This is a genomic window from Thiohalobacter thiocyanaticus (assembly GCF_002356355.1).
In the GTDB taxonomy this organism is placed as follows: domain Bacteria; phylum Pseudomonadota; class Gammaproteobacteria; order Thiohalobacterales; family Thiohalobacteraceae; genus Thiohalobacter; species Thiohalobacter thiocyanaticus_A.
Map to the genome: position 1 here is coordinate 1,322,609 of NZ_AP018052.1, position 24,216 is coordinate 1,346,824.

Here is a 24,216-nt window from a genome sequence, read left to right on the forward strand (position 1 = left end):
CATCTGGGGTTGCCGTCTGAATCGATGATGTTAGATGCTCCGGGTGCAGCCTGATTCTCAATGACCAATCGAACTGCAGGTGTCTTCCGGGGTGGTGCAGCTATGCGCGTGATTCCACTCGGGCTGAAATTACATCCTGGGCAGGTTGCGTGCGTAGTAGATCTCGGCCATCTCCCGCCTCAGGCGCCGTTCGATCTCGCGTAGTTCCCGGGCTGAGTAGTCGTCGCGGCCGTGCCCGAACAGGTAGTTGTCCAGATCGAACTCCTTGATCAGCATCTTTGTATGGAAGATGTTCTCCTGGTATACATTCACGTCAATCATGCCGTAGCGATCAATGACGTCCCGGGCAATGAAGTTCTGGATGGAAGTGATGTCGTGATCGATGAAGTGCTTCCTCCCGCGTATATCGCGCGTGAACCCGCGCACCCGATAATCCAGGGTCACGATGTCTGACTCGAGGGCATGGATCAGATAATTCAGGGCGCGAAGCGGCGAGATTCGCCCACATGTTGCGACATCGATGTCGGCGCGAAAGGTGCTGATTCCGCCTTCAGGGTGACTTTCCGGGTAGGTGTGAACAGTAATGTGGCTCTTGTCAAGGTGAGCAAGCAGGGTCTCGGGCAAGGGTCCGGGATGTTCGGCCTTGTCATGCGAGAGCCGCTCGGAAACAACAGGCTCCTCGGAGATCAGCATGACCACGCTGGCACCCTGCGGTTCATAATCCTGATGCGAGATATCCAGGATATTGGCGCCGATAAGTTCGGCGACCGTGGTGAGTATCTCGGCCAGACGTTTGGCATTGTAGGCCTCGTCGATATATTCGATATACTCGGCACGGTGTCGTTCGGCCTTCGCGTAGCAGATATCGTAGACGTTATAGCTCAGGGTCTTGGCCAGGTTATTGAATCCATACAGCTTGATCTTTTTGGCATGACGCGCAACCATTTCTTCCTTCCGTCTGTGTGTATAAGAAGGCTGGATCCTGTTATGTCAGTGCTATTAACGGACCGCCATAATAAGGATAGACATTGCATATCGTATTGGGGCAGGCAGGTAAGCTTCCGCCCGCGCTGGGCATGGGGCTGTATGTGGAAATCCATCCACATTCCCTGCATCGCCTCCTGCTGCTGTACGCGGGCTCCCTGATCATCGCGTTGGTGAGTGTGACCCTGGCGATCTACATCGGCAGGAATGAGCGAGCCGTTGTTCTTGGTGTCGGGTTCTGCGCCGGTATCATGCTGCTGGTCTCCTTTATTGAGATGATGCCGGAGGCAATGGGCGAGGCTGGCCCGGGTAGCACGATCGCAGCCTTCTTCCTCGGTTTGCTGATCATGGCGGTTTTGCATTGGGTGATCCCGCATACCCATCTGGTGGAACAACATGGTGCATTCGCACCGAGTCTGGTGAGGACGGCCTGGCTGGTGGCCTTCGGCCTTATTCTGCGCGATGTGCCGGAGGGCTTCGCCTCGGCATAACGGGTCGAGAAGCGATGCATACAGGATTCGCGATGCTGCTTCAGAATGTCTATAGTTGATTGAAAGTATAGAACCGCGCGGCGTTGCCGCAACGGAGCACGAGGTTCGGCTCATGTCCAAATTATCGTTGGAGGTTCTTCGGCGTTGCGTATTCCCCTGCACTATAAGCGAAGATCCTGATGTGATCCTGGGCGCCTCCTTCGGAGAGGATGTGGCCCTGACCCGCGTCGGCGACGATATCCTGGTCTCACACATGGATCCGATTGTCGGCGCTATAGGAAATATCGGTTGGTTGGCGGTGCATGTGCGCCTTTGTCCAAGGGAGGCGTAGATGGGGAAGGGAGGTATGGGCCTTGAAATCATTGGCGCGGAATCCCTGGGAGTTCGCAGTCTTTGTTGTCGGGTAACATTGCCCAACCGGCGTATTGTCATCGACCCTGGCGTTGCGCTGGGTTACGTCCGCTACGGTCTGCGACCCCATCCCGTGCAGATCGCCGTGGGGCGGCAGGTACGGGATAGAATTCTTGCTGCACTGGAAGATGCCACCGACGTGGTGTTCAGCCATTTTCATGCCGATCATGTGCCGCTGATGGATGCAAATCCGTATCAACTATCGGTGTGCAGCCTGCCTCACAGTTTCAGGGGTTTGCGCGCCTGGAGCAAATCCGGCTACGACCTCACGGGGGTGATGCGCAGACGATTTCATGATGTGCTCGATCTGCTGGGGAGCAATATGAAGGTCGCGGAAGGGAGAACGGTGGATGGGCTGTCTTTTTCGCAATCTGTCCCGCATGGTGCGCCTGACGGCAACATGGGCACAGTGATGATGACGCGGGTGGAAATGGGGGGCGAAGTATTCGTGCATGCCTCGGACATCCAGCTGCTGGATGCTTCAACGATCGATCTGCTGATCGACTGGCGGCCGGATATTGTCCTGGCGGCCGGGCCTCCACTCTACCTCGATCGTTTAAGCAATGCCCTGCGAGACACGGCTTGGCGGAACGCAGTGCGACTGGCACAACATGTTGATGTCGTCATTCTTGACCATCATCTGATGCGCAGTCAGAAAGGTGAAAGCTGGCTGGATGCGCTATCAGAAACCGTCGGAAGGCAGGTTTATTGTGCCGCCGATTACATGCGTCACCCGCGGCGATTACTGGAAGCGGAACGAAAGCAGTGGTACAAGAAAATGCCTGTGCCGGACGGTTGGAACGAGGATTATGCTCAGGGTAAAGTGGATCTTGATAGCTACTTTGACCAGTACCTCTCTCTCTGGAAGGCAAGGTGAAGGGGTGTGGCTGGCTGCTATGTTTTGTGCGCTGATCCTGTGGGCAGCAGTTACGGCCGTTTGGCCTGCACCACGACAAACGCACCCTGACCGTAGCCGCTGCTCAAGGATTCGATATCGCGTATCTTCCCCAGCGGCTTTGACAGGGTTTGCACCCAGTCGGGCCCGGTAAAACCGGTGTCCGTCAGCAGTTGCTCTACTTCAGCTGCCGAGAAAAAAGTCGCGTCGCGGTAGAATACATTCTCGGCCTGCTGGGTCATATAAGTCTGACCGAGGCTGCTGGTGAGATCGATGAACCCGATTACCAACACACCGCCGGGTTTGAGTACGCGGCGGGCCTCGCTCAGCATGCCACTGACATCATCCACGAAGCAGATGGTGGTCACGCACAGGGCGTGGTCGAACAGACCGTCAGCGAAGGGGAGCGCTTCGGCGACCGCCTGCACAGTGGAGATGCCCCGTTTCGCGGCGTAGTCCAGCACGGCGTAGGCGGGGTCGATGCCGATCTGAACGCCCAGCGGTCCGGCAAACCGACCGGTGCCGACTCCGATGGACAAACCCAATCCGCGCCAGGGCAGCTGGGCGCGCACCGCCAGCAACTCCGAGTGGTAGGCCGCAGCGTGGCGTTCGAACCATTCGTCATAACGGTAGTGATGAGACTCGAACGGTGCGGTTCTTGGCATAATCAGACCCGCCCCCGCACTGCGGCGATGACTCGCGCGTTTTCCTGCGGCAGCGCTGTGGTAGCGCGCATGAAATCCGGACCCAGATCCCGATCTTTCAAGGGTTTGACGAAAACCCCCGATTCACGGAGCTTATCTGCCAGGTTGGCCGAATCATGTGGCGCGAAGTCTGCGAGAAAGAAATACGCCGGTGTTGGATGGGTGCTCACATCGAGGGTGCGCAGTTCCGCAGCCAGGTCTTCAGTCCAGGCGCCCAGTTGTTTGACGCGATCACGGATCCTGTTTTCTTGCTGAGGGGTTGCCATTGCCGCCGCTTGTCCGGGCCGCGTCAGGGAATAGGCGTTGTTGTGTGAATTGAGGTCGCCGGTCAGGCCTACCGGTGAAATGGCATCGCCGACGTGAAACCCAGCCAGACTGTGGGCCTTGGAGGGAGTGCGGGTGACGAGCAGATCGGAATGATCGGGTAACAGGCCCGCGACCGACTCGCCAGCGAGCCCGGTGAGGGCTTCATTCACCAGGAAGCATGTGTCGTGATGACGGCGCAGAAAATCGGGTAACGGTACCATATCGAAACTGCCGCCACCTTTTTCCTGTATCGACGTCATTTCCGGTTTTCCGTTTTCGAAGCGCTATTTTAATAATGGTGCAATGATCATCTCACTTTCCCTGGCAGCATCATCCATCACCTCACTGACTATACCGCCCATGAGTTTGCCCATGAGAGCGGAGTTCATCCGCGAGATATACGCCTTGTTGTCAGCGCGTTCATAGATTGCGACCCGGCAAGGCATCATTGAGACAACTATGCGCTCGCTATCCTGGGAGAGGATTTTGTAAGCATGTGCCGGATGGCAAAGCTCGAACACCTTAACCTTGCGTACATCCTTTCCAAAGTTTTTCATTGTTTCTTGTAAGTCATGAACAACGGGAATACTCCACCCCTGTTTCTCCGTCTCCTCGTGCATCATTCGTACTGTTTCATCAAATCCATATCTGCTCTCATCCTCAAGAATCATGAGGTCGGGCATAACGGCATAAGCAGAAACGCCGGTCATAATGATGCCTATTACCAGGCCGATGAATCCGTATAGCAAGTTCATTTGGCGCATATTCAACTCCTTATGGCTATCGCGGCTGATGTGGATATTGCTGATAAATGCAGCATTTTCAATGCATGCGCATGGTAATGTCTTATCTGTTGGTCGTGGAAAAAACATTGATCGGAAAAACAGCTGCAAGCAGCACAGATGACTATGGCACGCTGATAACCGCACCCAGTCCGCCATCGACGAAATCACTCTTCCAGGCTTCACGAAACAGATTGATGGCTCTCTCCCCCGTGCAATGGCTTGGTGAGACTTTTCTCACACCCAGGGCTTTCAGCTGATCGATGATAGCCTTCACCTCGGTGTCAGTACTGCTGTCCAGATGAAATCCGCCCATCAGCAGGTAAACATTCCTGCCCAGATAGGACTGCGCCCGCTCCGTCATATCCGCCACGTTGGGATGTGCGCAGCCGGTGATAACGACAAGACCGTTTTGGGTATCTACAATAAGGGCCTGTTCCGCGATGCCATGGTTCATCTCTCCGGTCGTATGTATTCCGGCCAGGAGCTGTCGTGGTTCGTCCACGGTTTCAACCGCAGCGCCGAGGCGTCTGACCTCTCGCTGGAACGAGGCCGGGAACGATTCAGGCACATACACGGTGACATCAGGGTTGTGTGCCATGAATCCGTCCAGACCGCCTGTATGGTCGCCGTGAATATGGGATAGCACGACGGCCTCGACCGCGTTGGCGTCGAGACCGAGTTGCTGCATGTTCGAGATCAGGATGTCGCCATTCCCGCCCGTGTCAAACAGGACCGTCTTGTCCGGACCTTCAATCAGGCAGGCGAAGCCCCACCCGGTCTGAAGTCCTGCCCTGTAGGGCAAATTATTGAAAACGACATGGATTCTGACCTGGTTCCATTGGGTCTGGACAGTCTCGCCTGCTGCAAAGCTGGATTCTGTCACGATAAGAGCCCACCCGAAGAGTAGCGTCAGGGCGATTTTCCTCGAAATGTACATACATGGAAAACCCTGCTTTGGTCCATTATTCTGCTTCGAATCCGAATAATTCCTATTCTAGTAGGAAACAAGTGAGATGACAGGGTAGATATATGCCGGAACTTGATATGACAAGGAGTTTCAGGAGGACAGTGCGGACATTCGTCAATCTGCTACCCATTTTCACGGGGATGTTGTTATTGACAAGTCTTGTACTCACGCTGTTTCCGGAGCGGCTTTATGCCGGCTTCTTCGGTAGCAGCAACACGCTGGATGCTCTTATCGGGGCGTCGGTTGGAAGTATGGCAGCCGGGCATCCACTGGCGAGTTACCTGCTTGGCGGGGAATTGCTCGATAATGGCGTAAGCCTTGTCGCCGTAACCGCCCTCATCGTAAGCTGGGTTACCGTTGGTCTGGTTCAGCTGCCCGTCGAGGCCCTGCTTCTGGGCGCACGCTTTGCGTTTTGCCGCAATGTGATCAGCTTCTTCAGCGCAATCGCTGTCGCCCTTCTCTCCGTCTGGTCATTGAGATACATCGGATAGAGCGGTAATGCCGAGCCGAAGAAAAAAAACGGGGTTCGGCGGTTGGTTGTTCCTGCTATTGGTGCTCACAGCCTACGGTATCACCGGAGTCATTGACACCGAAACGACCGGTCAGGCGCTCCGCTTCTCTGCGACAGTAATGCTGAGCGCGTTGCCGGCAGTAGTGATGGTGTTCTTTCTGCTGCTGGCGGCGGACCTCCTGTTCAAACCAGCATGGATCAAGCGTCATCTTGGCAGGACGGCGGGTGTGAACGCCTGGTTGTTGGCTGTTGTTGGCGGCGTGCTCGCCAGTGGACCTGTTTATGCCTGGTATCCACTATTGCGGGAGTTGCGCGATAAAGGTATGCGCGCACCGCTGGCTGCGGTGTTTCTCTACAGCCGAGCGGTCAAGCTTCCGCTGTTGCCCCTCATGATCCACTACTTCGGGCTCGCTTATACTCTGGTGCTGTGTCTGTATCTGCTAGGGTTTTCCATCGCGAATGGTGTGCTGATGGAGAAACTCGAAAACCCGGGCGAGCCCTCAGATTGATTTACTCTGTCGTCTTGCACGTCACGCCAGAACAGGCCAGTCCGGAACTGCGTCAAGTCTGGTTAAAGTATTCACTACACAATAGAATATGATTTCGATCTCTGGTCATGAGCCTCTACGGGATCGATTCCCGCTGTTTGGCTATTCCGGACACGAAGTTTCTGGGGAGGTGCTTTTCATGCTTCCAGGTCTTCGGGAGGATATAAATTATTGTGTATGAATAATTCATCAGCCCCGTTAACCGTCGTGAGGCAGAGGCCGCGGGAGAGACTGCAGGCATGAACGGACAAGCCGAATCGCATAACCGCGACGAATACTGGATGCGCCAGGCCCTGGCGCAGGCCGAACTCGCCGCCGCGGCCGGCGAGGTGCCCATCGGCGCGGTGCTGGTGAAACAGGAGCAGTTCATCGCCGCGGGCTGGAATCGGCCCATCGCCGGGCACGACCCCACCGCCCATGCCGAGATCCAGGCCCTGCGCGCCGCCGGGCGGGCCTTGCAGAATTACCGTCTGCCCGACACCACCCTGTATGTCACCCTCGAGCCCTGCCTGATGTGCGCCGGGGCCATGATCCATGCGCGGGTCGCGCGGCTGGTGTTCGGTGCCCATGACAGCAAGCGCGGCGTGGTGGACAGCCGCTGGGAGGTGTTCAGCGCGCCCTGGCTCAACCACCGGGTCGAGGTCACCGGCGGGGTGCTGGAAGGCGAGTGCGCGGCACTGTTGAAGGGGTTTTTTCGCGACCGGCGCGACTAGAGCGCCGGGAAGTCGCTTATCCACTGCGGCGGTGAGGGCACCGGTTCCTGGTCGCGTTCGGTGTACCAGACCAGGATGTCGTAGTAGCTGCGGATGTTTTCCACGTACTGTACCGGCTCGTGGCCGCGGGCATAGCCGAACCGGGTCTGCTTGTACCATTTCTTCTGGCTGAGAAGCGGCAGGTGTTCCTTCACGTCCACCCAGCGGTCGGGGTCGGCGCCGTTGGCCTCGGTCAGACGGCGCGCGTCCTCCAGGTGGCCGAAGCCGACATTGTAGGCGGCTAGGGCCAGCCAGGTACGGTCGGGCTCCGGGATGCGCTCGGGGATCTTCTCCTTCATCATCCGCAGATATTCCGCCCCGCCGTGGATGCTCTGCACCGGGTCGAGCCGATCGTCCAGCCCCAGATATTTCACCGTGTTGAGGGTCAGCATCATGATGCCGCGCACCCCGGTCGGAGAACGGGCGTCCGGTCTCCAGTGCGATTCCTGATAGCCAACCGCGGCGAGCAGGCGCCAGTCGATGTCGTGATCTCTGGCCGCCTGCTGGAAGATCTCGGTGTAATCAGGCAGGCGGGTCTGGATATGGCGCAGATAACGTCGGGTGCCGACATAGTCGAAGTCCTGCACATGACCGTAATAGCGCTCGATGAGTTGGGCCAGCCGACCACTGTTGCGTAGTTCGAAGAAAAACTGCTTGGCAGCATTGTACAGGCTGGTGTCGGGGCCACGGGCAAAGGCCCAGGCCAGCGGCTGGGGATCGCTGATGGCGAAGGCCGTGCGCAGTTCGGGATAGAAGCGCTGCTGGATGGCGATCTCATTGGAATCGGCGATGGTGTAATCGATCACCTGCTCCCAGACCAGGCGCAGCAGTTCCTCACTGTCGAGTTCGGCATTGGCGCGCCAGCTCAACCCGGGATATTCCGTGGCCTTGAGTTCCTTGAGCCGTTCCTCGTGGCTGCTGCCGGCAAGGACTTCCAGGATCCCGTTCAGGTCGTCCAGGTCGGCCGGTTCCGGTGTGGTGTTGGCGCGGTAGACCAGTTGCGGGATGATGGATTGATAGCTCGGCGCGAAGCGCACGATCAGCTTGCGTACATCGGTGATGGTCAGCCCGGCAGCGGCGAAATGGACCTCGCCGCTGGCCACCATGGGCAGGATGTCGTTGAAACCGTCCGGCACCACCACCTTCAGTCTGACACCGAGATGATCCGCGAACGCCTGGGCCAGGTCGTACTCGAAGCCGGTGGGTCCATCCGCGCCCAGGTAATAGCTTGTGGGACTGTTGCGCGTCACCATGACCACCTCGCCCGAGGCCTGGATTTCCTCGAGCAGGCTGCGCTCGTCGGAACAGCCGGCAATCGCGATCAAAAACAGAAGGATATATATGCGTCGGGTCATGGGCATCAGGCTAGGTGCCGGCAACCGGCCTATCAGCTATAGCGGTCTGCGGATGTCAACGTTTAGAGCTCCTGGCGCTTTTGCGATAGAATACCACTCCACTTGCTATACAGCAGAATCCGAATCCGGGATTGAAGCAGTGCAGTTCGTTCGGAGAGATGCCGGAGCGGTTGAACGGGGTGGGTGAACCCGGACCGAAGCGCCGGTGGCGCTTCGCAGCGGGGTGAACGCCCGGCTGTAAGCCGGGCTGGAAGGACGCCCCGAAATCAGGGTTGTAAATCAACAATAACGGGATGGAAACAGTGCAGTTCATTCGGAGAGATGCCGGAGCGGTTGAACGGGGCGGACTCGAAATCCGTTGATGGATTCTGTCCATCCGAGGGTTCGAATCCCTCTCTCTCCGCCATATAAAAAGGGCCCCAACCGGGGCCCTTTTTATATGGCGGAGAGAGAGGCCCTGATGAGAACCCTGTGTTCGACCGCGAAGGCGCGCCAGCGCCGGGATGACGCGTTCAGTGGCCCTGAGACGGTGGCGGCATCCGGGCGGGACGTTCTGCTGGCCGGGGGTCTCCGCTCACTCTGAGTGCCCCCGGATCCTGTCAAAGAACACCCGCACCAGGTCGGATCGCGTGATCATGCCCACGGGCTGGCGCTGTTCATTCACCGCGATCAGCCGTTTTATCCTGTGCTTCTTCATCAGGTCCAGCGCTTCGTGCAGGGTCTGATCGGGGCTGACTGTCACGATGTCGGTCACCATAAGGGCGGCGACGCTGCCCTCGGGTGGCTGGGGTCTGAGGGTGTGCGCGAACATGGCCTCGAGCGTCTGCCACAGGTTATGCGTGGGATGATGCGAAGGTACGCCGAGCGCGCGCAGCAGATCGGCCTCTGTAAGAACGCCGACCAGCCGCCCGTCTGCATCCACCACGGGCAGGCCGCTGATGCGGCGGGTGACCATCTCATGCGCGGCCTCGGCCAGGGAAGTCTCCGGATGCACGGTGACGACAGGTTGCGACATCAGGGTGTCGATCCGGTAGGCCTCGGTTTCGCGCTGGCGGGCATGGCGTTCCGCCATGGTCGTGATCTCCATCAGGTCGTCGATACTCACATCAATGTAGGTGCCCATGTCGTTCAGGGCCTGGCGAAAATCCTCTCGGGTGGGTCTGGATGGCGGATTTCTGGACATGCGTCACACTCCTCACATGCCGGTGGATGCAACTTTATGTTGCCGCCGAAACAGGTCGCTGACAAACGAAATAAACCGCATTCAGGTATCGAAAATAGCGTTATCCCGGAATACCGGGGATGGATGGCGATCCGGTCAGGTGTCCATGTCCTGTCCGGCAGTGTCAGGGCGAATCAGGTGTTTAATATCGGATATTTGCATAATAAATAGCAAATAATATCGTTTGTTATCTTTTGAACGGCTTGATATCAAATAAGCATATCAACCAGACATGAGAGGCAGACATGACAGCCACCGCATTGAAAATTCCGATGGCAACCGAACTGGACAAGGAAGGCTATCTGATCGAGCCGGCCGCCTGGAACGAGGACATCGCACGCGCCATGGCCGAGGAGGAGGGTATCGAGCTCGAGCCGGATCACTGGAAGGTGTTCGAGTTCATGCGCCAGTACTATGCCGATAACGGAATCGCGGCCGATGCCCGCTTTGTCATCAGGTTTCTGGCCAGCGAACTCGGTTATGGCCGCAGCGCCAAGGCCCGGCTGTTCGAGTTGTTCCCCTACGGCTATGTCAAGCAGGCCTGCCGCCTGGCCGGCATGAAGCGGCCGCGCGCCTGGAGCACCGGCTGAAGCGGCAGGTGTCGGTGTCATCCCCTTGGGTCGCTTCGCCGTCTTCCTCAAGTTCTAGCCGACTTAGCCAGGGCGCGGCGGCCCCCTTTTATTCTCGATAATCCCCGACGGCTTCTGAACGATGGCCTGTTGGCTCAGTCCCCGGGACTGGACTTGTGGCGCTCGGTCTCGGCAAACAGGCGCAACCCGGCCAGGGCCTGACTGACAACCTCGGCCTCGCTTTCACGCGGGTAGACCATATAGGCCGGCAGCTTGAACTCCGGGCTGTCCGGCACCACGAACAGCCGCTGCGAGTCGATGAAGGCCTCGGCCATACGGATGGGCACGAAGCAGGAGCCGCCGTTGCACAGGATCAGCTGGATCCCCAACCAGCCGATATTGACCGTCTGCGCCGGCCGTTCCAGGTCGGGGAAGTTGTCGCGGTGCTGGGCGTAGAAGGCCGGTCCCCAGTTGACGTAGATGTAGTCCGGCCCCGGCCAGGCCTGCTCCGGGTTGGTGGTCAGCAGCACCAGGCGCTCGTCGAACAGGTGCTCGACCTCCAGACCCGGGCTGTGCTGCGGGGTGTACATCAGGCCGATATCCAGCGTGCCTTCGACCAGCCGGCGCATCAGATCCTCCTCGAAGCTGATCTCGCTGCGGATGGAGATATCAGGCGCGGTCTCGCGCATGTGGCCGACCCACTGCGGCAGAAAGCCCTCCCACAATGCGATGCGTGCGCCGACCGTGATGCTGGCGCGGAAGCGGCCGGGCAGGCCGACATCATGACGCGCCTGCTCGAGGGTCAGCAGCAGGGACTTGGCGTGACGCAGGAAACGCTTCCCGGTCGGGGTCAGGCTGGCGCCGGCGCGGTTGCGCACGAACAGCCGGGTGCCCAGATAATCCTCCAGGTTCTGGATCCGGGCGCTGACCGTGGATTGGGTGACGTGCAGCCGTTTGGCCGCTTCGAGAAAGCTGCCGTTGGCCGCGACGGAAAGGAAGGTGCGTACCTGTTCGAAGTCCATGCCGATGCCTGGTTGAATTCGGGGGTGACTCGCAAATAGTATATTTTACAGAATATGTATTTAATATCTATTTATAAATCGTTCTTCTCGAGCGACCGATCGACCACGACCAGAGGCTGGCGTCTGCGATGAACCTGAAACGATTTCTCGGTTACGAATGGGATGCCATTGCCGGCATCCTGGCAGCGGTGGCGGCGATTGTACTGCACCTGCTGCATGTGGTGGACGAAGCGGTCATCCTGCCCATCGTGCTGGCGCTGCTGGGGCTGTTGTTCGTCAACTTCATGCGCCACACGCGCAATAACGAGCTTACTGCCGAGGAGGTCAGCCATACCGCCCATGCTGTGCGGCGCATCCAGGCCGGGCTCACCCGGCCCGAGATCGTGCTGGTCGGTCCGCGCCAGCTGCGCAGCGTGAGCGAGCGCTTCGCGCGCGACATGAGCGGCGACAGCGTCTGGTTCAATGTCTGTCTGTCGATGTATGTGCCGGATGAACTGTTCGACGCGCTGCTGCGCCCGGCGATCGAGAACCCGCATGTCAGTTCCATTCAGTTCGTGCTTGACGCGTCACAGCAACCCTTGTGGGAGGCGAAGATCCAGCCCCGGATCGCCGCCTGCGCGGGGCAGTCGAAGGTGCGCGATCCGCGCTGGTGCGACCTGGACAGGAACGTGTCCTTCATCCTGGCGGACAATCGTCAGAGCGGGGGCGCAGAGGCGCTGCTCAGTTTCTGGGGCGAGCCCTTCATGGCCCAGAGCACGCAGCGGGACGTGCCGCGCTACATCTTCCATGTCCAGAAGCACTCGGAGTTGCTGCCGCATCTGATGGAACTGGAGCGCGGCTGCCAGCGCCGTGAAGATGCACCGCGCTGAAGCGGGTGAAAGCGCACGGCGGGGCGCCCGCTCGCCGGTACTCCGGCGGGTTTCAGCGGGGCTGCCGGCGGCGTGACCCCCTCAGGCCGGCCGCGGCCAGCAGCGCCAGCAGCGGAAACAGAGGATCCTGGGTGCCGCTCCGGCCGAGGCTGCAGCCGCCGCCACTGCCGCCGCTGTCACTCAGGCTGTTGCCGCCGCCGCTGGTGCCACCGCTGCCGCCTGCTGCCGGTGCCGCCACTCCGCCGGGATCCAGGACCTGACCGTTGGCGCGGCCGTCGGCATCGTTGGGACCGCCGTCCTCGATCGACAGCCGCACGCACAGGTCACCTGCATGCAGCCCTTCGCGCCAGGTGGTGCTGGCCGGTGCCGGGCAGCTGCCGTTGCCGCCCGGCGCGGAGGCGAGGCTGTTGCGGGCATTGGTGACGAAGTCCTGCCAGCCCTGGTCGGCGATGTATTTGCGATAGACGCCCCCGGTGGGGATCGGCGCCAGCTGGGGAATGACCACCCGGACCGACTGGCCGGCCTGCGTCAGCCCGGTCAGTTCGAAGTCGAACAGGCCGCCCGGATAGCTGTGGTTGTCGTCCTCCACGGCCAGGGCAGCCGTGCCGCTGGCACCGCCGTGGTTGGTGATGTCGGCCACTGATACGCCGGCAGCGTGCCGGCCCGCGGCCAGTGCCGTGGTGCCCAGGCGCAGGCGCAGGCCCGCTTCCGTGACCAGCAGGTCCCGATCGGCGACCCGCGCCCGGGACTGCAGCACGTGCCGGTCGGGCAGGGCATCGAGGAAATCGGGAATGCCGTTGCCCTTGCTGTCGCCGGGGCCTTCGCTGGCATCGTCGATGCCATCGTTGTCGCTGTCCTCGTCTGCGCGCAGGTCGGGGGTCTGCTGCGCCACCCGCAGGCTGGCCTGCACCGTGACCGATTCGCTCGGTGTGCCGTCATCCTCCACGGTCAGGCGCAGGGTATAGATGCCCGGTGCCAGTTGCTGAGGATCGAAGCTGTACTCGTCTGTGTCCACGCCGCTGGTGGAGACCAGGGTGTTGTCCGTCAGGCTCCAGTCGAAGCGGTGGCTGTCGTCGGGATTGGGATCCACGACCTCGGCGCTGACGCGGACCGTGCCGGCATCGGCATAGACGGTGGTGGTGGTCCGGCCGCCCTGACGGATCTCCAGATCGACCCGCGGCGGCAGGTTCTCCTCGCGGATCGTGACCGTGTGACTGGCACGCCCGCCGCGCACGGCATTGTCCGGCGCATCCAGGGTGAAGAGGACGGTCTCGTCGCCTTCGCCCACGGCACCGTCGGCACTGACATTGAAGCTCAGCGCGGCGCTGCGGCCGGCGGCGATTTCCAGTGTGCCGTCGCTGGCATCATGGTCCTGGCCCGGGGTGGCGCTGCCGCCGACCCGGTAGGGCAGGCGCACCGGGTAGTCGGCCGCATCGCCGCTGAGCAGCACCCGGACCTCGACCGTATCGCCTTCGCCGACCACCTGATCGACCGCGAACTCGGCCAGCGGACGGATCTTGAGCGTCTGCACCACCTGACGGTGATTGCCGGCTGCATCCGTCGCCGTCCAGACGATGTTATGCCGGCCGCTGGTGAAGGGGCCGATGCGGTCGGCCACGGCGGTGATGTCACCGTCGACCAAATCGCTCGCGATCGGCGCATTCAGCTTCACGTCGGTGAGGTAGCCGGTGGCGTTGAGCGTGCGGGTGGCGGGCGGGTTCAGCGCGGGCGGTGTGGTGTCGCGCACGGTGACAATCTGGGTCGCACTGCCGGTATTGCCGGCGCTGTCGGTGGCGCTCCAGGTGACACTGTGGCTGCCGACCGGGAAGGGGCCGCTGCGGTCCGCGCTGGCGCTCAGGCTGCCGTCGATGTTGTCCAGGGCCGTTGCACTGCCGAGCGCCACGGCGGTCAGGCTGCCGCTGGCCTCGAGCGTGATATCCGCCGGGGCGCTCACCACCGGTGCGGTGACGTCGTTCAGGGTCACCACGATGGTCTGGGTATCGCTGCCGGTGTTGCCGGCGCTGTCGGTGGCGCGCCAGGTGACGGTGTGGGTGCCGAGAGCGAAGGGGCCGGTCTGGTCCGGACTGGCGCTCAGGCTGCCGTCGACCAGATCGGTTGCCGACGCAGTGCCCAGACCCACGCTGACGGCGCTGCCCGTGGACTGGACGGTGAGATCCGCCGGTGCCTGCACCTGCGGTGCGGTGGTGTCCTGCACGGTCACGCTCTGGCTGTCGCTGCCGGTGTTGCCGGCGCTGTCGGTGGCGCGCCAGGTGACGGTGTGGCTGCCGACCGGGAAGGGGCCGGTAGTGTCGGGCACAGCGGAGAGGCTGCCGTCGATGTTGTCCAGGGCGCTGGCATTGCCCAGCACCACGCTGGTCAGCGCGCCCGTGGCCTCGACCGTCACCGCCGCCGGGGCGGTGACCACCGGCGCCTGGGTGTCAGGCGTGCTGCTGTCGCCGGCGGCCTGCTCCGCCACCCGGCCGGCATTGACCCGGCCGTGGCCGAACCGGGCATCCCAGCCCGCACTGCCCAGATCATCGGCATTCTCCTCCAGCAGGGTTTCCACCTCGGCTGGCGTCAGATCGGGATCGGCGGCCAGGATCAATGCCACCACCCCGGCGGTGGCCGGTGAAGCGAAGGAGGTGCCGCTCGCCTTGGCATAGCCGTCGCTGCGGGTCAGGGTCAGAATGCCCTGTCCCGGTGCGGCCACGTCGATATATGCACCGTAATTGGACCAGCTGGCCAGGCTGTCGCTGCTGGTGGTGGCCGAGACCGTGATCATGAAGGGGCTGTCGCTGTAGCCGGGGTCGATGCCGTCGTTGCCGGCGGCGACCACTACCACACCGCCGCGCTCGAGCATGTATTCGGCCGCGTTGGCCACGGTCGGACTGTCACTGACGTTGTAGCTGATATTGGCAACCCGGGCGCCGGCATCGGCGGCATAGGTCAGGCCGCGGGCGATGTCGCTCAGATAGGCGCCGCCGTCGGCGTCGTTGCTGACGCGGATCGGCAGGATGCGGGTCTGCGGTGCCACCGAGGCGATGCCGATGCCATTGTCGGCCACGGCGGCGATGACGCCGGCCACCTTGGTGCCGTGGCCGTTGATGTCGCTGCTGTCGCTGCTCTGGTCCACGGCATTCCAGCCGGCCAGTACCCGATTGCCGAAATCGGCATGGCCGGCATGCACACCGGTATCCAGCACGGCGACAGTGATGCCGCTGCCCTGCGAGTGGCGCCAGGCGCGTTCGGCCTCGAAGGTCTCCAGGTGCCACTGCTCGTCATACCTCGGATCGTTCGGGGTCAGCGACTGAATACTGAGCTTCTGGTCGCGTTCGGCGAACTGGATTCCGGGATCCTGGCCCAATTCCTGCACGATAGCCTGTTCGAAGCCCGGTGGAACCCGCAGCACCCGGGTATTGATGGGGTCGATGTGCTGGCGCAGCCGCGCGTCGTAGAAGTCCAGAATGTCGGCGAATGCCTCGGCGCTGACGCCGTCGGCGGCGCGCACGATGATCTGCCCGGCGACCGTCTGTGGCGGGGCGGAGGCGCCGAGTTCGGCGGCCCGGGGCTGATTCGGCAGCGATATAGCGGCGAACAGCAGGGCGGCAAGGGCGACGAAACGAAACGGGAAAGCGGCATTGCTGGGGTTCAGGAACACGGACAATCACCTGCAGATGTGGTTACTGGCAGGCTTATCGGGCGGGAAGGCCAACACCTGTGTGAAACCGGTTGGATTTATGCCCCATAGGCATGTGAACCCGGTCACAGAGCGGGGATTTTGCGACCCGGGGCGCGATTCCCGGACCCGCGAGGTGTTACTTTAGGGCCGACCCTGGCCGGAAGGCCGGATGCGGGGCCGGGAGGGCCCGGAAAGGAGAGATTTGAAATTACCCTGCCCGGCGTCGTATCATTGGCGCTTATATGTGACGATGATGGGCAAACTGTTTCATAAATTCGTTGAAACTTTTGGGGTAACTGGCAGTCTTGTATTAGTATTTGCCAATTGGACCAGTAAGTAACCTTATTTCAAGACGCTTCCGAAACCGGAAAAGGATAACGTAATGCAGCCGACAGGCAGTTCGCATGATCTAGCTTTGCGACCCTCCACTTTCTCGACCCTGTGCGAAGCCCTGGATTATGCCGCCGGCGGCGAAACCGGCGTGAACTTCTACAATGGCCGGGGCGAGCTTTACTGTGCCCTGAGTTACGGGGAACTGCGTGAACAGTCCCTGGCGCTGGCCCGTCGACTGCTCGGCCTCGGGATGAAGAAGGGCGACCGGGTCGCGCTGGTGGCCGAAACCACGCCGGACTTCGTGCGCTTCTTCTGGGCCTGCCAGTACGCCGGTCTGGTGCCGGTGCCGCTGCCGGCCACCGTGCACATCGGGGGCCATCAGGCCTTCGTCAATCAATTGCGCAAGCTGCTCGAGAACTGCCGCGCCGAAGCGGCCATGGCGCCCGAGGAATGGCTGAGCTTTCTGCAGGAGGCCACCGAAGGCCTCGAACTGCGCTGCGTGGGTACGCCCGATGTATTCGATGCGCTCGAACCCGCTGCCGGCGAGCTCCCCGGCGCCGAGCCGCAGGATACCGCCTACATCCAGTACACCTCCGGCAGCACCCGTTTCCCGCGCGGCGTGGTGATCGATCACACCACCGTGCTGGCCAACATCAACGACATGGCGCTGAACGGACTCAAGCTCAACGACCAGGACCGCTTCGGCAGCTGGCTGCCCTTCTATCACGACATGGGGCTGGTCGCCTTCATCATCATGCCCATGGCCACCCAGCGTTCGGTGGATTTTCTCGGTACCCGGGATTTCGCCATGCGTCCGCGCCAGTGGCTGGAACTGATGTCGCGCAACCGCGCCACCATCACCTCGGCACCGCCGTTCGGCTACGACCTGGCCGCCATGCGCGTGCGCGCCAGCGATGCCGAGAAGTGGGATCTGAGCAACTGGCGCGTGGCCTGCGTCGGTGCTGAGCTGATCAGCCCCGAGCCGTTGCAGCGCTTTGCCGAAGCGCTGGCCCCGGCCGGCTTCGATCCGCGTTCCTATGTGGCCTGCTACGGCATGGCCGAGTGCTCGCTGGCCATCAGCTTCGCGCCGCTGGGCGAGGAGATGGCGGTGGACTGCATCGACGCCGAACAGCTGCAGCAGGCGCATGAGGCCCGGCCGGTGGATCCGGCGGCGGCCGAGCGCGAGGGTGTCCGGGTGGCGAAGTATGTCGACTGCGGTCCCTTGCTGCCCACCTTCGAGGTCTCGATCCGCGATGACGACGGCAACCCGCTGCCGGAACGCCATGTCGGCAGCATCCACCTGCGCGGCCCCAGCGTGATGAGCGGCTATTTCGAGGACGAGGCCTCCACCCGCGAGGTGATGAGCGCCGACGGCTGGCTCAATACCGGAGACGTCGGCTACCTGGTCGACGGCAACCTGGTGGTGACCGGACGCAAGAAGGACATGATCATTGTCCACGGCCGCAACATCTGGCCGCAGGATCTGGAATACCTGGCCAAGCAGCAGCCGGGCGTGCGCTTCACCGATGCAGCGGCCTTCGCCGTGACCGATGAGCATCAGCACGAGACCGCCGCCATCGTGGTGCAGTGCCGCGAGCGTGACCCGGCCAGGCGGGATTTGCTGGTCAAGAACATCAAGGGTCAGGTCCGGGCCGAGTTCGGCATCGAGTGCGTGGTCGAACTGGTGCCGCCGCGTACCCTGCCGCGTACCTCCTCCGGCAAGCTGGCGCGTTCGCGTGCCCGCCAGGAATTCCTGGCGCGGCGTGCCGCAGAGGCCGCCACGCCGCCGCAGGCGAACGTGGTCAACGGCCCCGGTACAGCTGCGGCGCCTCCCGTGGAAGCGAACAGGGACCGGGCCCGGCGTCTGGCATGACGGGAACGGTCGCCGTCACGGGTGCCACAGGCTTCGTCGGACAGGCCATTGTCGAAACTCTGCTCCGCTCGGGATGGCGGGTACGGGCCCTGGTCCACAGACGCGGTCTGGATGACACCCTGACGGGGGCGCTGGAGACGGTCAGCGGCGGCCTCGGCGATGAGGCGGCGCTGACGCGGCTGCTGGAGGATGTCGATGCGGTCGTGCATGTGGCCGGCAAGGTGCGTGGCCGTGCCGCCCGGGATTTCCGCCCGGTCAATGCCGACGGCGTGGAGCGCCTGGCCCGACTGGCGCTGGCCCGGCCCGAGCCGCCGCGCTTCATTCTGATCTCCTCCCTCGCCGCCCGGGAACCCGGGCTGTCGCATTACGCCGCGAGCAAACGCGAAGGCGAGTCCCGGCTGACCGGGCTGGCGGCCGGCTCGGCCATGCGCTGTGCCGTACTGCGCCCGCCTGCGGTCTATGGCCCGGGGGATCGCGAACTGCTCCCGCTGTTCCAGACCATGGCCCGGGGCCTGGCGCCGGTACTCGGCAGGGCCGGGGCCCGCGCCTCCCTGTTGCACGTCAATGATCTGGCGGCCGCGGTCGCCAAGCTGCTCGCCGGCGAGGCCGAGGGCACCTACGAACTGCACGACGGCACCCCCGGCGGCTACAGCTGGGGGGATATCGCCGCCATTGTGGCGGCCGCGGCCGGGCGCCGCCCCGGCCGGCGGCTGCTGGTGCCGGGCCTGCTGCTGCGCGGTCTGGCCGGACTGAACCTGGCTGCCGCCACGCTGCTGCGCTACCAGCCCATGCTGACCCCGGGCAAGGTCAGGGAGTTGCGCCACCCCGACTGGGTATGCGACAACACGGCGCTGACCCGGGATACCGGCTGGCGTCCCGCGATCCGGCTGCGCGACGGGCTGCAGCCGCTGTTGGGGTCTTCCGGCCCGCGCACCAACGAGGGTATGTCCAATGTCCACTGACACCGGGAATCAGTACCAGGAAATCCTGCAGGGGCTGTACGGAATGCTGGAGCGGTTTCCCACCCGCAATATCGACCTGCAGGAGCAGACCGATCTGGTGGCGGACATGGGACTGGATTCCATCAATGTGATGGAGTTGTTACAGGAAATCGAGGACCGATTCGATATAATCGTGCCCTTGAACGTGATGTCGGACGTCCGCACGGTGCAGGATCTCGCCACCCAGGTCCAGCGTCTGATCAGGGAGAACTCATGAGTATCTCAAAGCGATTCGCCGAACTTGAACACATCCGCAGCGCCCTGAACGAGGCCGACGCCGATCCCGGCCGGATCGTGATGGAACGCATGCTGTCGGCGACCGAGGCCGAGATCGCGGGCCGGCGCACCATCCTGGCGGGTACCAACAATTACCTCGGCCTGACCTTCGAGCCGGGCATCCTGGAGGCCGCCCATCAGGCCCTGTGCGAACAGGGCAGCGGCACCACCGGCTCGCGCATGGCCAACGGCAGCTTTGCCAGCCACGTGGCGCTGGAACGCAGCTTTGCCGAGTTCTACGGCATGCCGGCGGCCATGATCTTCTCCACCGGCTACCAGGCCAATCTCGGCATCCTCACCGGACTGCTGCGCCCCGGCGACAAGGTGGTGATCGACGCCCACAGCCACGCCAGCATCTATGACGGCTGCCGCCTGAGCGGGGCCGACTTCTTCCCCTTCCGCCACAATGATCCGGAGGATCTGCGCAAGCGCCTGCGTCGCCTCGGCGATGATGCCCGCGGTGCGCTGGTGGTGACCGAAGGCCTGTACAGCATGCTGGGCGACATCGCCCCGCTGGCCGAACTGCTGGCGGTGACCGAGGAATTCGGCGCCTATCTGATGGTCGACGAGGCCCACTCGCTGGGTGTGTACGGCGAGCAGGGCCGCGGTGTGAGTGAAGCCGCCGGCATCCTGGACCGGGTGGACTTCATTACCGGCACCTTCAGCAAGAGCCTGGGCTCGATGGGCGGCTACTGTGTCAGCCGCCACGAGCAACTCAATCTGCTGCGCTACGGCAGCCGTCCCTACATCTTCACCGCCTCGTCCAGCCCGGTCAACATCGCCGCCGCCCACTGGGCGCTGGATCACATCCGCAGCCATCCCGAACTGCGCGAGACGCTCTGGTCCAATGTCGCCCGGCTCTATGGCGGCCTGAAGGATCTGGGCTGCACCCTGGGGGCGGAGCCCAGCCCGGTGGTCGCGGTGCGGGTCGCTTCGCACGACGAGGCCGCGCGCATCTGGAACGAGTTGCTGGCGGCCGGCGTGTACGTCAACCTGGTGGTGCCGCCGGCTTCGCCGGACGGTGCCTCGCTGCTGCGCTGCAGTGTCAGCGCGGGCCACAGCCCGGAGCAGATCGACACCATCGTGACCGCCTTCGGCGAGGCCATTTCGCGCACGGCCTTCGCCGGCGCCTGCTGCAGCGGGCAGGCCTGAACCCCCGACCGGCGGCGCGCCTGTCCGTCCCGCGGGCGCCGCGCCGAGGCTCCCGTGGCGATGCCCGATTCCGCGTCTACACAAAGTTCCCATGGCACGGTGCTGGCCCAGCTGTCGGACCCGCACCTGCCGCTGCCTGCACGGATCCCCCTGACCCAAGTGTTCAACAAGCGCCTGCTGGGCCTGCTGTCCTGGTATACAAAACGGCGGCAGCGCTACCGGCCCGAGACGCTGGCCGCGCTGGTCGCGGATCTCAGGGCCCAGGCGCCGGACTGGATCACGGTCAGCGGCGATCTCACCAACCTGGGTCTGGAAGATGAATTCCGCCAGGCCCGGGACTGGCTGGACCGGCTGGCCGCGCCCGAGCGGCTGCTGGTGGTCCCCGGCAATCACGACGCCACCGTGGCCGGCGCCTGGCAGCGCGGCGCCCCCTGGTGGGAACCCTACTGGCGCGGGGACGCGGCCCCGGACGCGGACCTCGATACGGCCTTCCCCACGCTGCGCCGGCGCGGTCCGCTGGCCCTGATCGGACTGTCCACCGCCATCGCCTCGCCCGCCGGTCGTGCCGTGGGCGAGGTCGGCAGCGCCCAGCGCGAGCGGCTGACGCGGCTGCTGCGGCAGACCCGGTCCGAGGGGTTGTGCCGGGTCCTGATCCTGCACCACCCGTTGCTGGCCGGCACAGTGAAGTCACGCAAGCGCCTGCTCGACGGCGCGGCCCTGTGTAGGCTGCTGGCCGGCGAAGGCGTGGAACTGGTCATCCACGGCCACGGCCACCGGAGCCATCATCTGCAACTGGAGACCCGCGACGGTGCCGCGCCCGTGATCGGCGTGCCCTCGGCCTCCTCGGCGCAGGCAGAATACGCCGCCTATCACCTGTACCGTATCCGGCCCGCGGCGCACGGCTGGAGCCTGGAACTGGAGGTGCGGCGCTGGCAGCCGCAGGACGGCCGGGTAGTGTGTGCCGAGCGCATCACCACGCCTCTGCCGCGCGCCCATGCGGCGGCCGCTGTCCCGGCAGCCCCGGCCTGAGCCGCACCCTGTCGACGTGTTAGAGTAGGGCCTTTGTGGCCGAGACCGTCCCCGAACCGCTGCCGTGCTGATCGACCGCTATCTGGTAGGTGAGATCCTGCGTCCCCTGGCGCTGGGCGTCGGGCTGTTCCTGCTGATCTATGTCGGCTTCAGCCTGTCGAAGAACCTGTCCATGGCCGCCGACGGCCTGATCGATACTGCCACCGCCCTGCAGCTGGTCGGCCTGTCCAGCCTGACCACCCTGGAGGTCATTCTTCCCACCGCGTTGTTCTTTTCCGTGCTGCTGGTCCTGGGGCGGCTGTACCAGAACGGCGAGATCGCCGCCCTGGTCTCGGCCGGCGTCTCGCCGCTGCGCCTGATGCGCAGCGTGGCCACGGCCGTCGTGCTGGCCGCCCTGCTGGCGGGCCTGCTGTCGATCTTCGGCCGGCCCTGGGCCTATGACAGCATCTACCGCCTGGAGGCCGGCGCCATCAGCCGCCTGGATGCCGGTCAACTGGCCGCCGGCCAGTTCGTCACCCTGGATGTGGACGGCTACATGTTCATCGCCGACGCGCGCGCCGAGCAGGAAAAGCTGCACCGCGGCGTGTTCCTGTTCCGGACCCATGAGAATGACCGGGGCGTGGTGCACAAGGAACTGATCCGGGCCGACAGTGCCCGGCTGCCGCGCTTCGATCCGGGCCGCGAGGCAGTGCTGGTGTTCCAGGATGGCTACAGCTATCTGCTGGGGCCGGAGGGCGGATCCGACCTGTCGCTGCGGTTTCGCGAGATGAGCATCGTGTGGGGTGCGGCCGAACAGGCCCGGCAGAAATACAAGAGCAAGGCGCAGCCCACGGCCGTGCTGCGCAATTCCGATCAGCCCAAGGACATCGCCGAATACCAGTGGCGCCTGTCCACGCCGTTGGCCACCTTCCTGCTGACGATGCTGGCGTTTCCGCTGGCGCGCTCCCGGCCGCGCGAATCGCGCCTGCGCCACAATCTGGTCGCACTGCTGGTCTACCTGCTGCTGTTCGCCGCGGTCAGCCTGGTGCGCACCCTGGTCGAACAGGGTGCGCTGCCGCCGATGCCGGGGCTGTGGATCGCCTATCTGCCGCCGCTGTTGCTGCTGCTGGCGCTGATGGCGCCGGAACGGTTGCGGCAGCTGCGGCGGCGCCCGCTGCAGGAGGCGCACTGAACCATGCGCACGCTGAGACGTTATCTCACCGGACACATGGTGGCGGGCTGGGCGCTGTTCGCCACCGTGATGGGCGTGCTGCTGCTGCTGGTGCGGCTGATCGAGGAACTGGAGCGGGTCACCGACCGCTACACCAGCGGCAAGGTGGTGCTGCACGTCCTGCTGACTCTGCCGCAGCAACTGCTCACACTCGCGCCGGTGATCATGCTGGTCGGCACCCTGACCGCCTTTGCCCGGCTGGAACAGCTCAATGAACTGACCGTTCTGCGCAGCGCCGGGGTGAGCAAGGCCCGGCTGCTGCGCCTGCTGGTGATGCCGCTGCTCGTGCTCTGCCTGCTGCTGTGGGGGGCGATGGAATGGGTTACCGCGCCGCTGCATCAGTGGGGCGAGGAGATCCGCAGCGAGGCGCGCGGCAACAACACCCTGGAGCCGGGGCAGAGCCTGTGGTCGCGCAGCGGGCTGACCTACTATCGCCTCGGCCGTCTCGGACTCAACCGGTCCCCGGGCGATATCGACATCTTCGAGTTCGCCCCCGACCACCGGCTGCTGCGCGCCATTCATGCCGAACGCGCCGAGGTGATCGAGGGACGGCGCTGGCGTCTGGAGGATGCACTGGTGCGCAGTTGGGACAGCGGCACCCTGCAGGTGCAACGCGTGCCCGAACTGAGTCACGACCAGCTGTGGTCGCGCGATGAACTGCAGCGCCTGCTGCTCGGCATGGACAGCATGCCGCCCAGCGTGCTCTATGCCTATCAGGACTACCTGCAGCGCAGCGGCCAGAGTGGGCATGCCCATGCCCTGGCCCTGTGGAATCGACTGCTGCTGCCGCCGGCCGCGGTGGGCATGGCGCTGCTGGCACTGGGCCTGGGGGTGAAACCCGGCAGTCAGCGTGGCGGCATGGGACGTCAGCTGGCGGCCGGGGTGCTGGTCGGGGTGCTGTTCTACCTGGGTTCGCAGATCCTGGTTGCGTTGGGCCAGATCTATCATCTCCCGCCGCTGGGCACGGCGTCGTTCCCCGTGCTGTGCATCTTTCTCGCGGCCCTGGTGCTGTTGCGCCGGCTGCGCTGGTGAGTGGGCCCGGGGACTGAGGAAGGCTTGCTTCAGCTTCGTCATCCCCGCGAAGGCGGGGACCAGCGTCTGTTGGCTCCGCGAGGCCCTGGATTACTCGCTGCGCTCGCCCTGCGGGCCGCCCGCTGGGCGTTCAACGCGCTCCGCGCTTTTGTCCCGCCTTCGCGGGAATGACGAACAGACAGAGATCCAGTCTATGTAGAGACCATTCGCACCCGCAGCATTTGAGTGCCCGCGGGGGAA

General features: G+C 63.3%; 23 protein-coding genes and 1 tRNA gene. 15 read left to right on the forward strand and 9 right to left on the reverse strand.

Going from position 1 to position 24,216, the window contains the following annotated elements:
* Positions 1-129: 129 nt before the first annotated feature.
* Entirely contained in the window at positions 130-945 is an 816-nt protein-coding gene (gene speD / locus CFK21_RS06140) for an adenosylmethionine decarboxylase (protein ID WP_096365763.1), read from the reverse strand.
* A gap of 83 nt (positions 946-1,028) precedes the next feature.
* On the opposite strand from speD, the gene CFK21_RS06145 reads away from it, so the two are divergent.
* Positions 1,029-1,475, forward strand: coding sequence for a hypothetical protein (locus CFK21_RS06145; RefSeq protein WP_096365765.1), 447 nt, complete (start codon positions 1,029-1,031; stop codon positions 1,473-1,475).
* A 346-nt stretch (positions 1,476-1,821) separates the two neighbouring features.
* Positions 1,822-2,763, forward strand: coding sequence for an MBL fold metallo-hydrolase (locus tag CFK21_RS06155; RefSeq protein ID WP_096367520.1), 942 nt, complete (start codon positions 1,822-1,824; stop codon positions 2,761-2,763).
* A gap of 50 nt (positions 2,764-2,813) precedes the next feature.
* On the opposite strand, the gene CFK21_RS06160 is transcribed toward CFK21_RS06155, so the two are convergent.
* The 4 genes from CFK21_RS06160 to CFK21_RS06175 form a co-directional block, all read right to left on the reverse strand.
* Positions 2,814-3,446: a class I SAM-dependent methyltransferase gene (locus tag CFK21_RS06160; protein ID WP_096365767.1), complete on the reverse strand. Its 633-nt coding sequence runs from the start codon at positions 3,444-3,446 to the stop codon at positions 2,814-2,816.
* A gap of 2 nt (positions 3,447-3,448) precedes the next feature.
* Positions 3,449-4,051, reverse strand: coding sequence for an aminotransferase class I/II-fold pyridoxal phosphate-dependent enzyme (locus CFK21_RS06165; protein WP_096365769.1), 603 nt, complete (start codon positions 4,049-4,051; stop codon positions 3,449-3,451).
* Between the two features lie 24 nt (positions 4,052-4,075).
* Positions 4,076-4,555 (reverse strand): DUF302 domain-containing protein, encoded by a 480-nt coding sequence (locus CFK21_RS06170; RefSeq protein ID WP_157745413.1) that lies wholly within the window; start codon positions 4,553-4,555, stop codon positions 4,076-4,078.
* 142 nt (positions 4,556-4,697) lie between these two features.
* Positions 4,698-5,513: an MBL fold metallo-hydrolase gene (locus CFK21_RS06175; protein ID WP_096365773.1), complete on the reverse strand. Its 816-nt coding sequence runs from the start codon at positions 5,511-5,513 to the stop codon at positions 4,698-4,700.
* Positions 5,514-5,605: 92 nt separating this feature from the next.
* On the opposite strand from CFK21_RS06175, the gene CFK21_RS06180 reads away from it, so the two are divergent.
* The 3 genes from CFK21_RS06180 to tadA all read left to right on the forward strand — a co-directional run bounded on the left by CFK21_RS06180 (position 5,606) and on the right by tadA (position 7,315).
* On the forward strand, positions 5,606-6,034 hold the full coding sequence (locus CFK21_RS06180) for a hypothetical protein (RefSeq protein ID WP_157745416.1): 429 nt from the start codon (positions 5,606-5,608) through the stop codon (positions 6,032-6,034).
* 7 nt (positions 6,035-6,041) lie between these two features.
* A complete protein-coding gene (locus CFK21_RS06185; protein ID WP_096365777.1) occupies positions 6,042-6,563 on the forward strand; it encodes a hypothetical protein in 522 nt (173 codons plus the stop codon).
* A gap of 278 nt (positions 6,564-6,841) precedes the next feature.
* Entirely contained in the window at positions 6,842-7,315 is a 474-nt protein-coding gene (gene tadA, locus CFK21_RS06190) for a tRNA adenosine(34) deaminase TadA (RefSeq protein WP_096365779.1), read from the forward strand.
* On the opposite strand, the gene mltF is transcribed toward tadA, so the two are convergent.
* Positions 7,312-8,709 carry a membrane-bound lytic murein transglycosylase MltF gene (mltF, locus tag CFK21_RS06195; RefSeq protein WP_096365781.1) on the reverse strand — a complete coding sequence of 466 codons (1,398 nt, stop codon included), beginning with the start codon at positions 8,707-8,709 and terminating at the stop codon, positions 7,312-7,314. The genes tadA and mltF overlap by 4 nt on opposite strands.
* A 315-nt stretch (positions 8,710-9,024) precedes the next feature.
* Here mltF and CFK21_RS06200 point away from each other — a divergent pair.
* A tRNA-Ser gene (locus CFK21_RS06200) sits at positions 9,025-9,115 on the forward strand.
* 168 nt (positions 9,116-9,283) lie between these two features.
* On the opposite strand, the gene CFK21_RS06205 is transcribed toward CFK21_RS06200, so the two are convergent.
* The gene (locus tag CFK21_RS06205; protein ID WP_096365783.1) at positions 9,284-9,892 is read right to left on the reverse strand and encodes a CBS domain-containing protein; all 609 of its coding nucleotides are present in this window, start codon (positions 9,890-9,892) and stop codon (positions 9,284-9,286) included.
* A gap of 311 nt (positions 9,893-10,203) precedes the next feature.
* Here CFK21_RS06205 and CFK21_RS06210 point away from each other — a divergent pair, with 311 nt between their 5' ends.
* Positions 10,204-10,521 carry a TusE/DsrC/DsvC family sulfur relay protein gene (locus tag CFK21_RS06210; RefSeq protein WP_096365785.1) on the forward strand — a complete coding sequence of 106 codons (318 nt, stop codon included), beginning with the start codon at positions 10,204-10,206 and terminating at the stop codon, positions 10,519-10,521.
* Positions 10,522-10,655: 134 nt separating this feature from the next.
* On the opposite strand, the gene CFK21_RS06215 is transcribed toward CFK21_RS06210, so the two are convergent.
* On the reverse strand, positions 10,656-11,522 hold the full coding sequence (locus CFK21_RS06215) for a LysR family transcriptional regulator (protein ID WP_096365787.1): 867 nt from the start codon (positions 11,520-11,522) through the stop codon (positions 10,656-10,658).
* A 128-nt stretch (positions 11,523-11,650) separates the two neighbouring features.
* Between CFK21_RS06215 and CFK21_RS06220 the strand changes: the two genes are divergently transcribed.
* Positions 11,651-12,391, forward strand: a complete 741-nt coding sequence (locus tag CFK21_RS06220) for a hypothetical protein (protein ID WP_096365789.1) — start codon at positions 11,651-11,653, stop codon at positions 12,389-12,391.
* 52 nt (positions 12,392-12,443) lie between these two features.
* Here the strand turns inward: CFK21_RS06220 and CFK21_RS06225 are convergent, their stop codons facing one another.
* The gene (locus CFK21_RS06225; RefSeq protein ID WP_096365791.1) at positions 12,444-16,049 is read right to left on the reverse strand and encodes a S8 family serine peptidase; all 3,606 of its coding nucleotides are present in this window, start codon (positions 16,047-16,049) and stop codon (positions 12,444-12,446) included.
* Positions 16,050-16,485: 436 nt separating this feature from the next.
* Between CFK21_RS06225 and CFK21_RS06230 the strand changes: the two genes are divergently transcribed.
* The 7 genes from CFK21_RS06230 to lptG all read left to right on the forward strand — a co-directional run bounded on the left by CFK21_RS06230 (position 16,486) and on the right by lptG (position 23,976).
* A complete protein-coding gene (locus tag CFK21_RS06230) occupies positions 16,486-18,276 on the forward strand; it encodes a fatty acyl-AMP ligase (RefSeq protein WP_231971572.1) in 1,791 nt (596 codons plus the stop codon).
* Entirely contained in the window at positions 18,273-19,238 is a 966-nt protein-coding gene (locus tag CFK21_RS06235; protein ID WP_096365795.1) for an NAD-dependent epimerase/dehydratase family protein, read from the forward strand. Before CFK21_RS06230 ends, CFK21_RS06235 begins: the two co-directional genes overlap by 4 nt.
* Positions 19,228-19,494, forward strand: a complete 267-nt coding sequence (locus CFK21_RS06240) for an acyl carrier protein (protein WP_096365797.1) — start codon at positions 19,228-19,230, stop codon at positions 19,492-19,494. Before CFK21_RS06235 ends, CFK21_RS06240 begins: the two co-directional genes overlap by 11 nt.
* On the forward strand, positions 19,491-20,705 hold the full coding sequence (spt, locus tag CFK21_RS06245) for a serine palmitoyltransferase (RefSeq protein ID WP_096365799.1): 1,215 nt from the start codon (positions 19,491-19,493) through the stop codon (positions 20,703-20,705). Before CFK21_RS06240 ends, spt begins: the two co-directional genes overlap by 4 nt.
* 60 nt (positions 20,706-20,765) lie before the next feature.
* Entirely contained in the window at positions 20,766-21,734 is a 969-nt protein-coding gene (locus CFK21_RS06250) for a metallophosphoesterase family protein (protein WP_096365801.1), read from the forward strand.
* A 64-nt stretch (positions 21,735-21,798) separates the two neighbouring features.
* The gene (gene lptF, locus CFK21_RS06255; protein ID WP_096365803.1) at positions 21,799-22,905 is read left to right on the forward strand and encodes an LPS export ABC transporter permease LptF; all 1,107 of its coding nucleotides are present in this window, start codon (positions 21,799-21,801) and stop codon (positions 22,903-22,905) included.
* 3 nt (positions 22,906-22,908) lie between these two features.
* Complete coding sequence (gene lptG / locus CFK21_RS06260) at positions 22,909-23,976, forward strand: LPS export ABC transporter permease LptG (RefSeq protein WP_096365805.1); 1,068 nt, start codon at positions 22,909-22,911, stop codon at positions 23,974-23,976.
* The last annotated feature ends 240 nt before the right edge of the window (positions 23,977-24,216 follow it).

Coding starts and splice junctions, on each gene's coding strand:
- speD (WP_096365763.1), bottom strand. CDS start 945: ATGGTTGCGCGTCATGCCAAAAAGATCAAGCTGTATGGATTCAATAAC.
- CFK21_RS06155 (WP_096367520.1), top strand. CDS start 1,822: ATGGGCCTTGAAATCATTGGCGCGGAATCCCTGGGAGTTCGCAGTCTT.
- CFK21_RS06160 (WP_096365767.1), bottom strand. CDS start 3,446: ATGCCAAGAACCGCACCGTTCGAGTCTCATCACTACCGTTATGACGAA.
- CFK21_RS06165 (WP_096365769.1), bottom strand. CDS start 4,051: ATGACGTCGATACAGGAAAAAGGTGGCGGCAGTTTCGATATGGTACCG.
- CFK21_RS06170 (WP_157745413.1), bottom strand. CDS start 4,555: ATGCGCCAAATGAACTTGCTATACGGATTCATCGGCCTGGTAATAGGC.
- CFK21_RS06175 (WP_096365773.1), bottom strand. CDS start 5,513: ATGTACATTTCGAGGAAAATCGCCCTGACGCTACTCTTCGGGTGGGCT.
- CFK21_RS06180 (WP_157745416.1), top strand. CDS start 5,606: ATGCCGGAACTTGATATGACAAGGAGTTTCAGGAGGACAGTGCGGACA.
- CFK21_RS06185 (WP_096365777.1), top strand. CDS start 6,042: ATGCCGAGCCGAAGAAAAAAAACGGGGTTCGGCGGTTGGTTGTTCCTG.
- tadA (WP_096365779.1), top strand. CDS start 6,842: ATGAACGGACAAGCCGAATCGCATAACCGCGACGAATACTGGATGCGC.
- mltF (WP_096365781.1), bottom strand. CDS start 8,709: ATGACCCGACGCATATATATCCTTCTGTTTTTGATCGCGATTGCCGGC.
- CFK21_RS06205 (WP_096365783.1), bottom strand. CDS start 9,892: ATGTCCAGAAATCCGCCATCCAGACCCACCCGAGAGGATTTTCGCCAG.
- CFK21_RS06210 (WP_096365785.1), top strand. CDS start 10,204: ATGGCAACCGAACTGGACAAGGAAGGCTATCTGATCGAGCCGGCCGCC.
- CFK21_RS06215 (WP_096365787.1), bottom strand. CDS start 11,522: ATGGACTTCGAACAGGTACGCACCTTCCTTTCCGTCGCGGCCAACGGC.
- CFK21_RS06220 (WP_096365789.1), top strand. CDS start 11,651: ATGAACCTGAAACGATTTCTCGGTTACGAATGGGATGCCATTGCCGGC.
- CFK21_RS06235 (WP_096365795.1), top strand. CDS start 18,273: ATGACGGGAACGGTCGCCGTCACGGGTGCCACAGGCTTCGTCGGACAG.
- CFK21_RS06240 (WP_096365797.1), top strand. CDS start 19,228: ATGTCCACTGACACCGGGAATCAGTACCAGGAAATCCTGCAGGGGCTG.
- spt (WP_096365799.1), top strand. CDS start 19,491: ATGAGTATCTCAAAGCGATTCGCCGAACTTGAACACATCCGCAGCGCC.
- CFK21_RS06250 (WP_096365801.1), top strand. CDS start 20,766: ATGCCCGATTCCGCGTCTACACAAAGTTCCCATGGCACGGTGCTGGCC.
- lptG (WP_096365805.1), top strand. CDS start 22,909: ATGCGCACGCTGAGACGTTATCTCACCGGACACATGGTGGCGGGCTGG.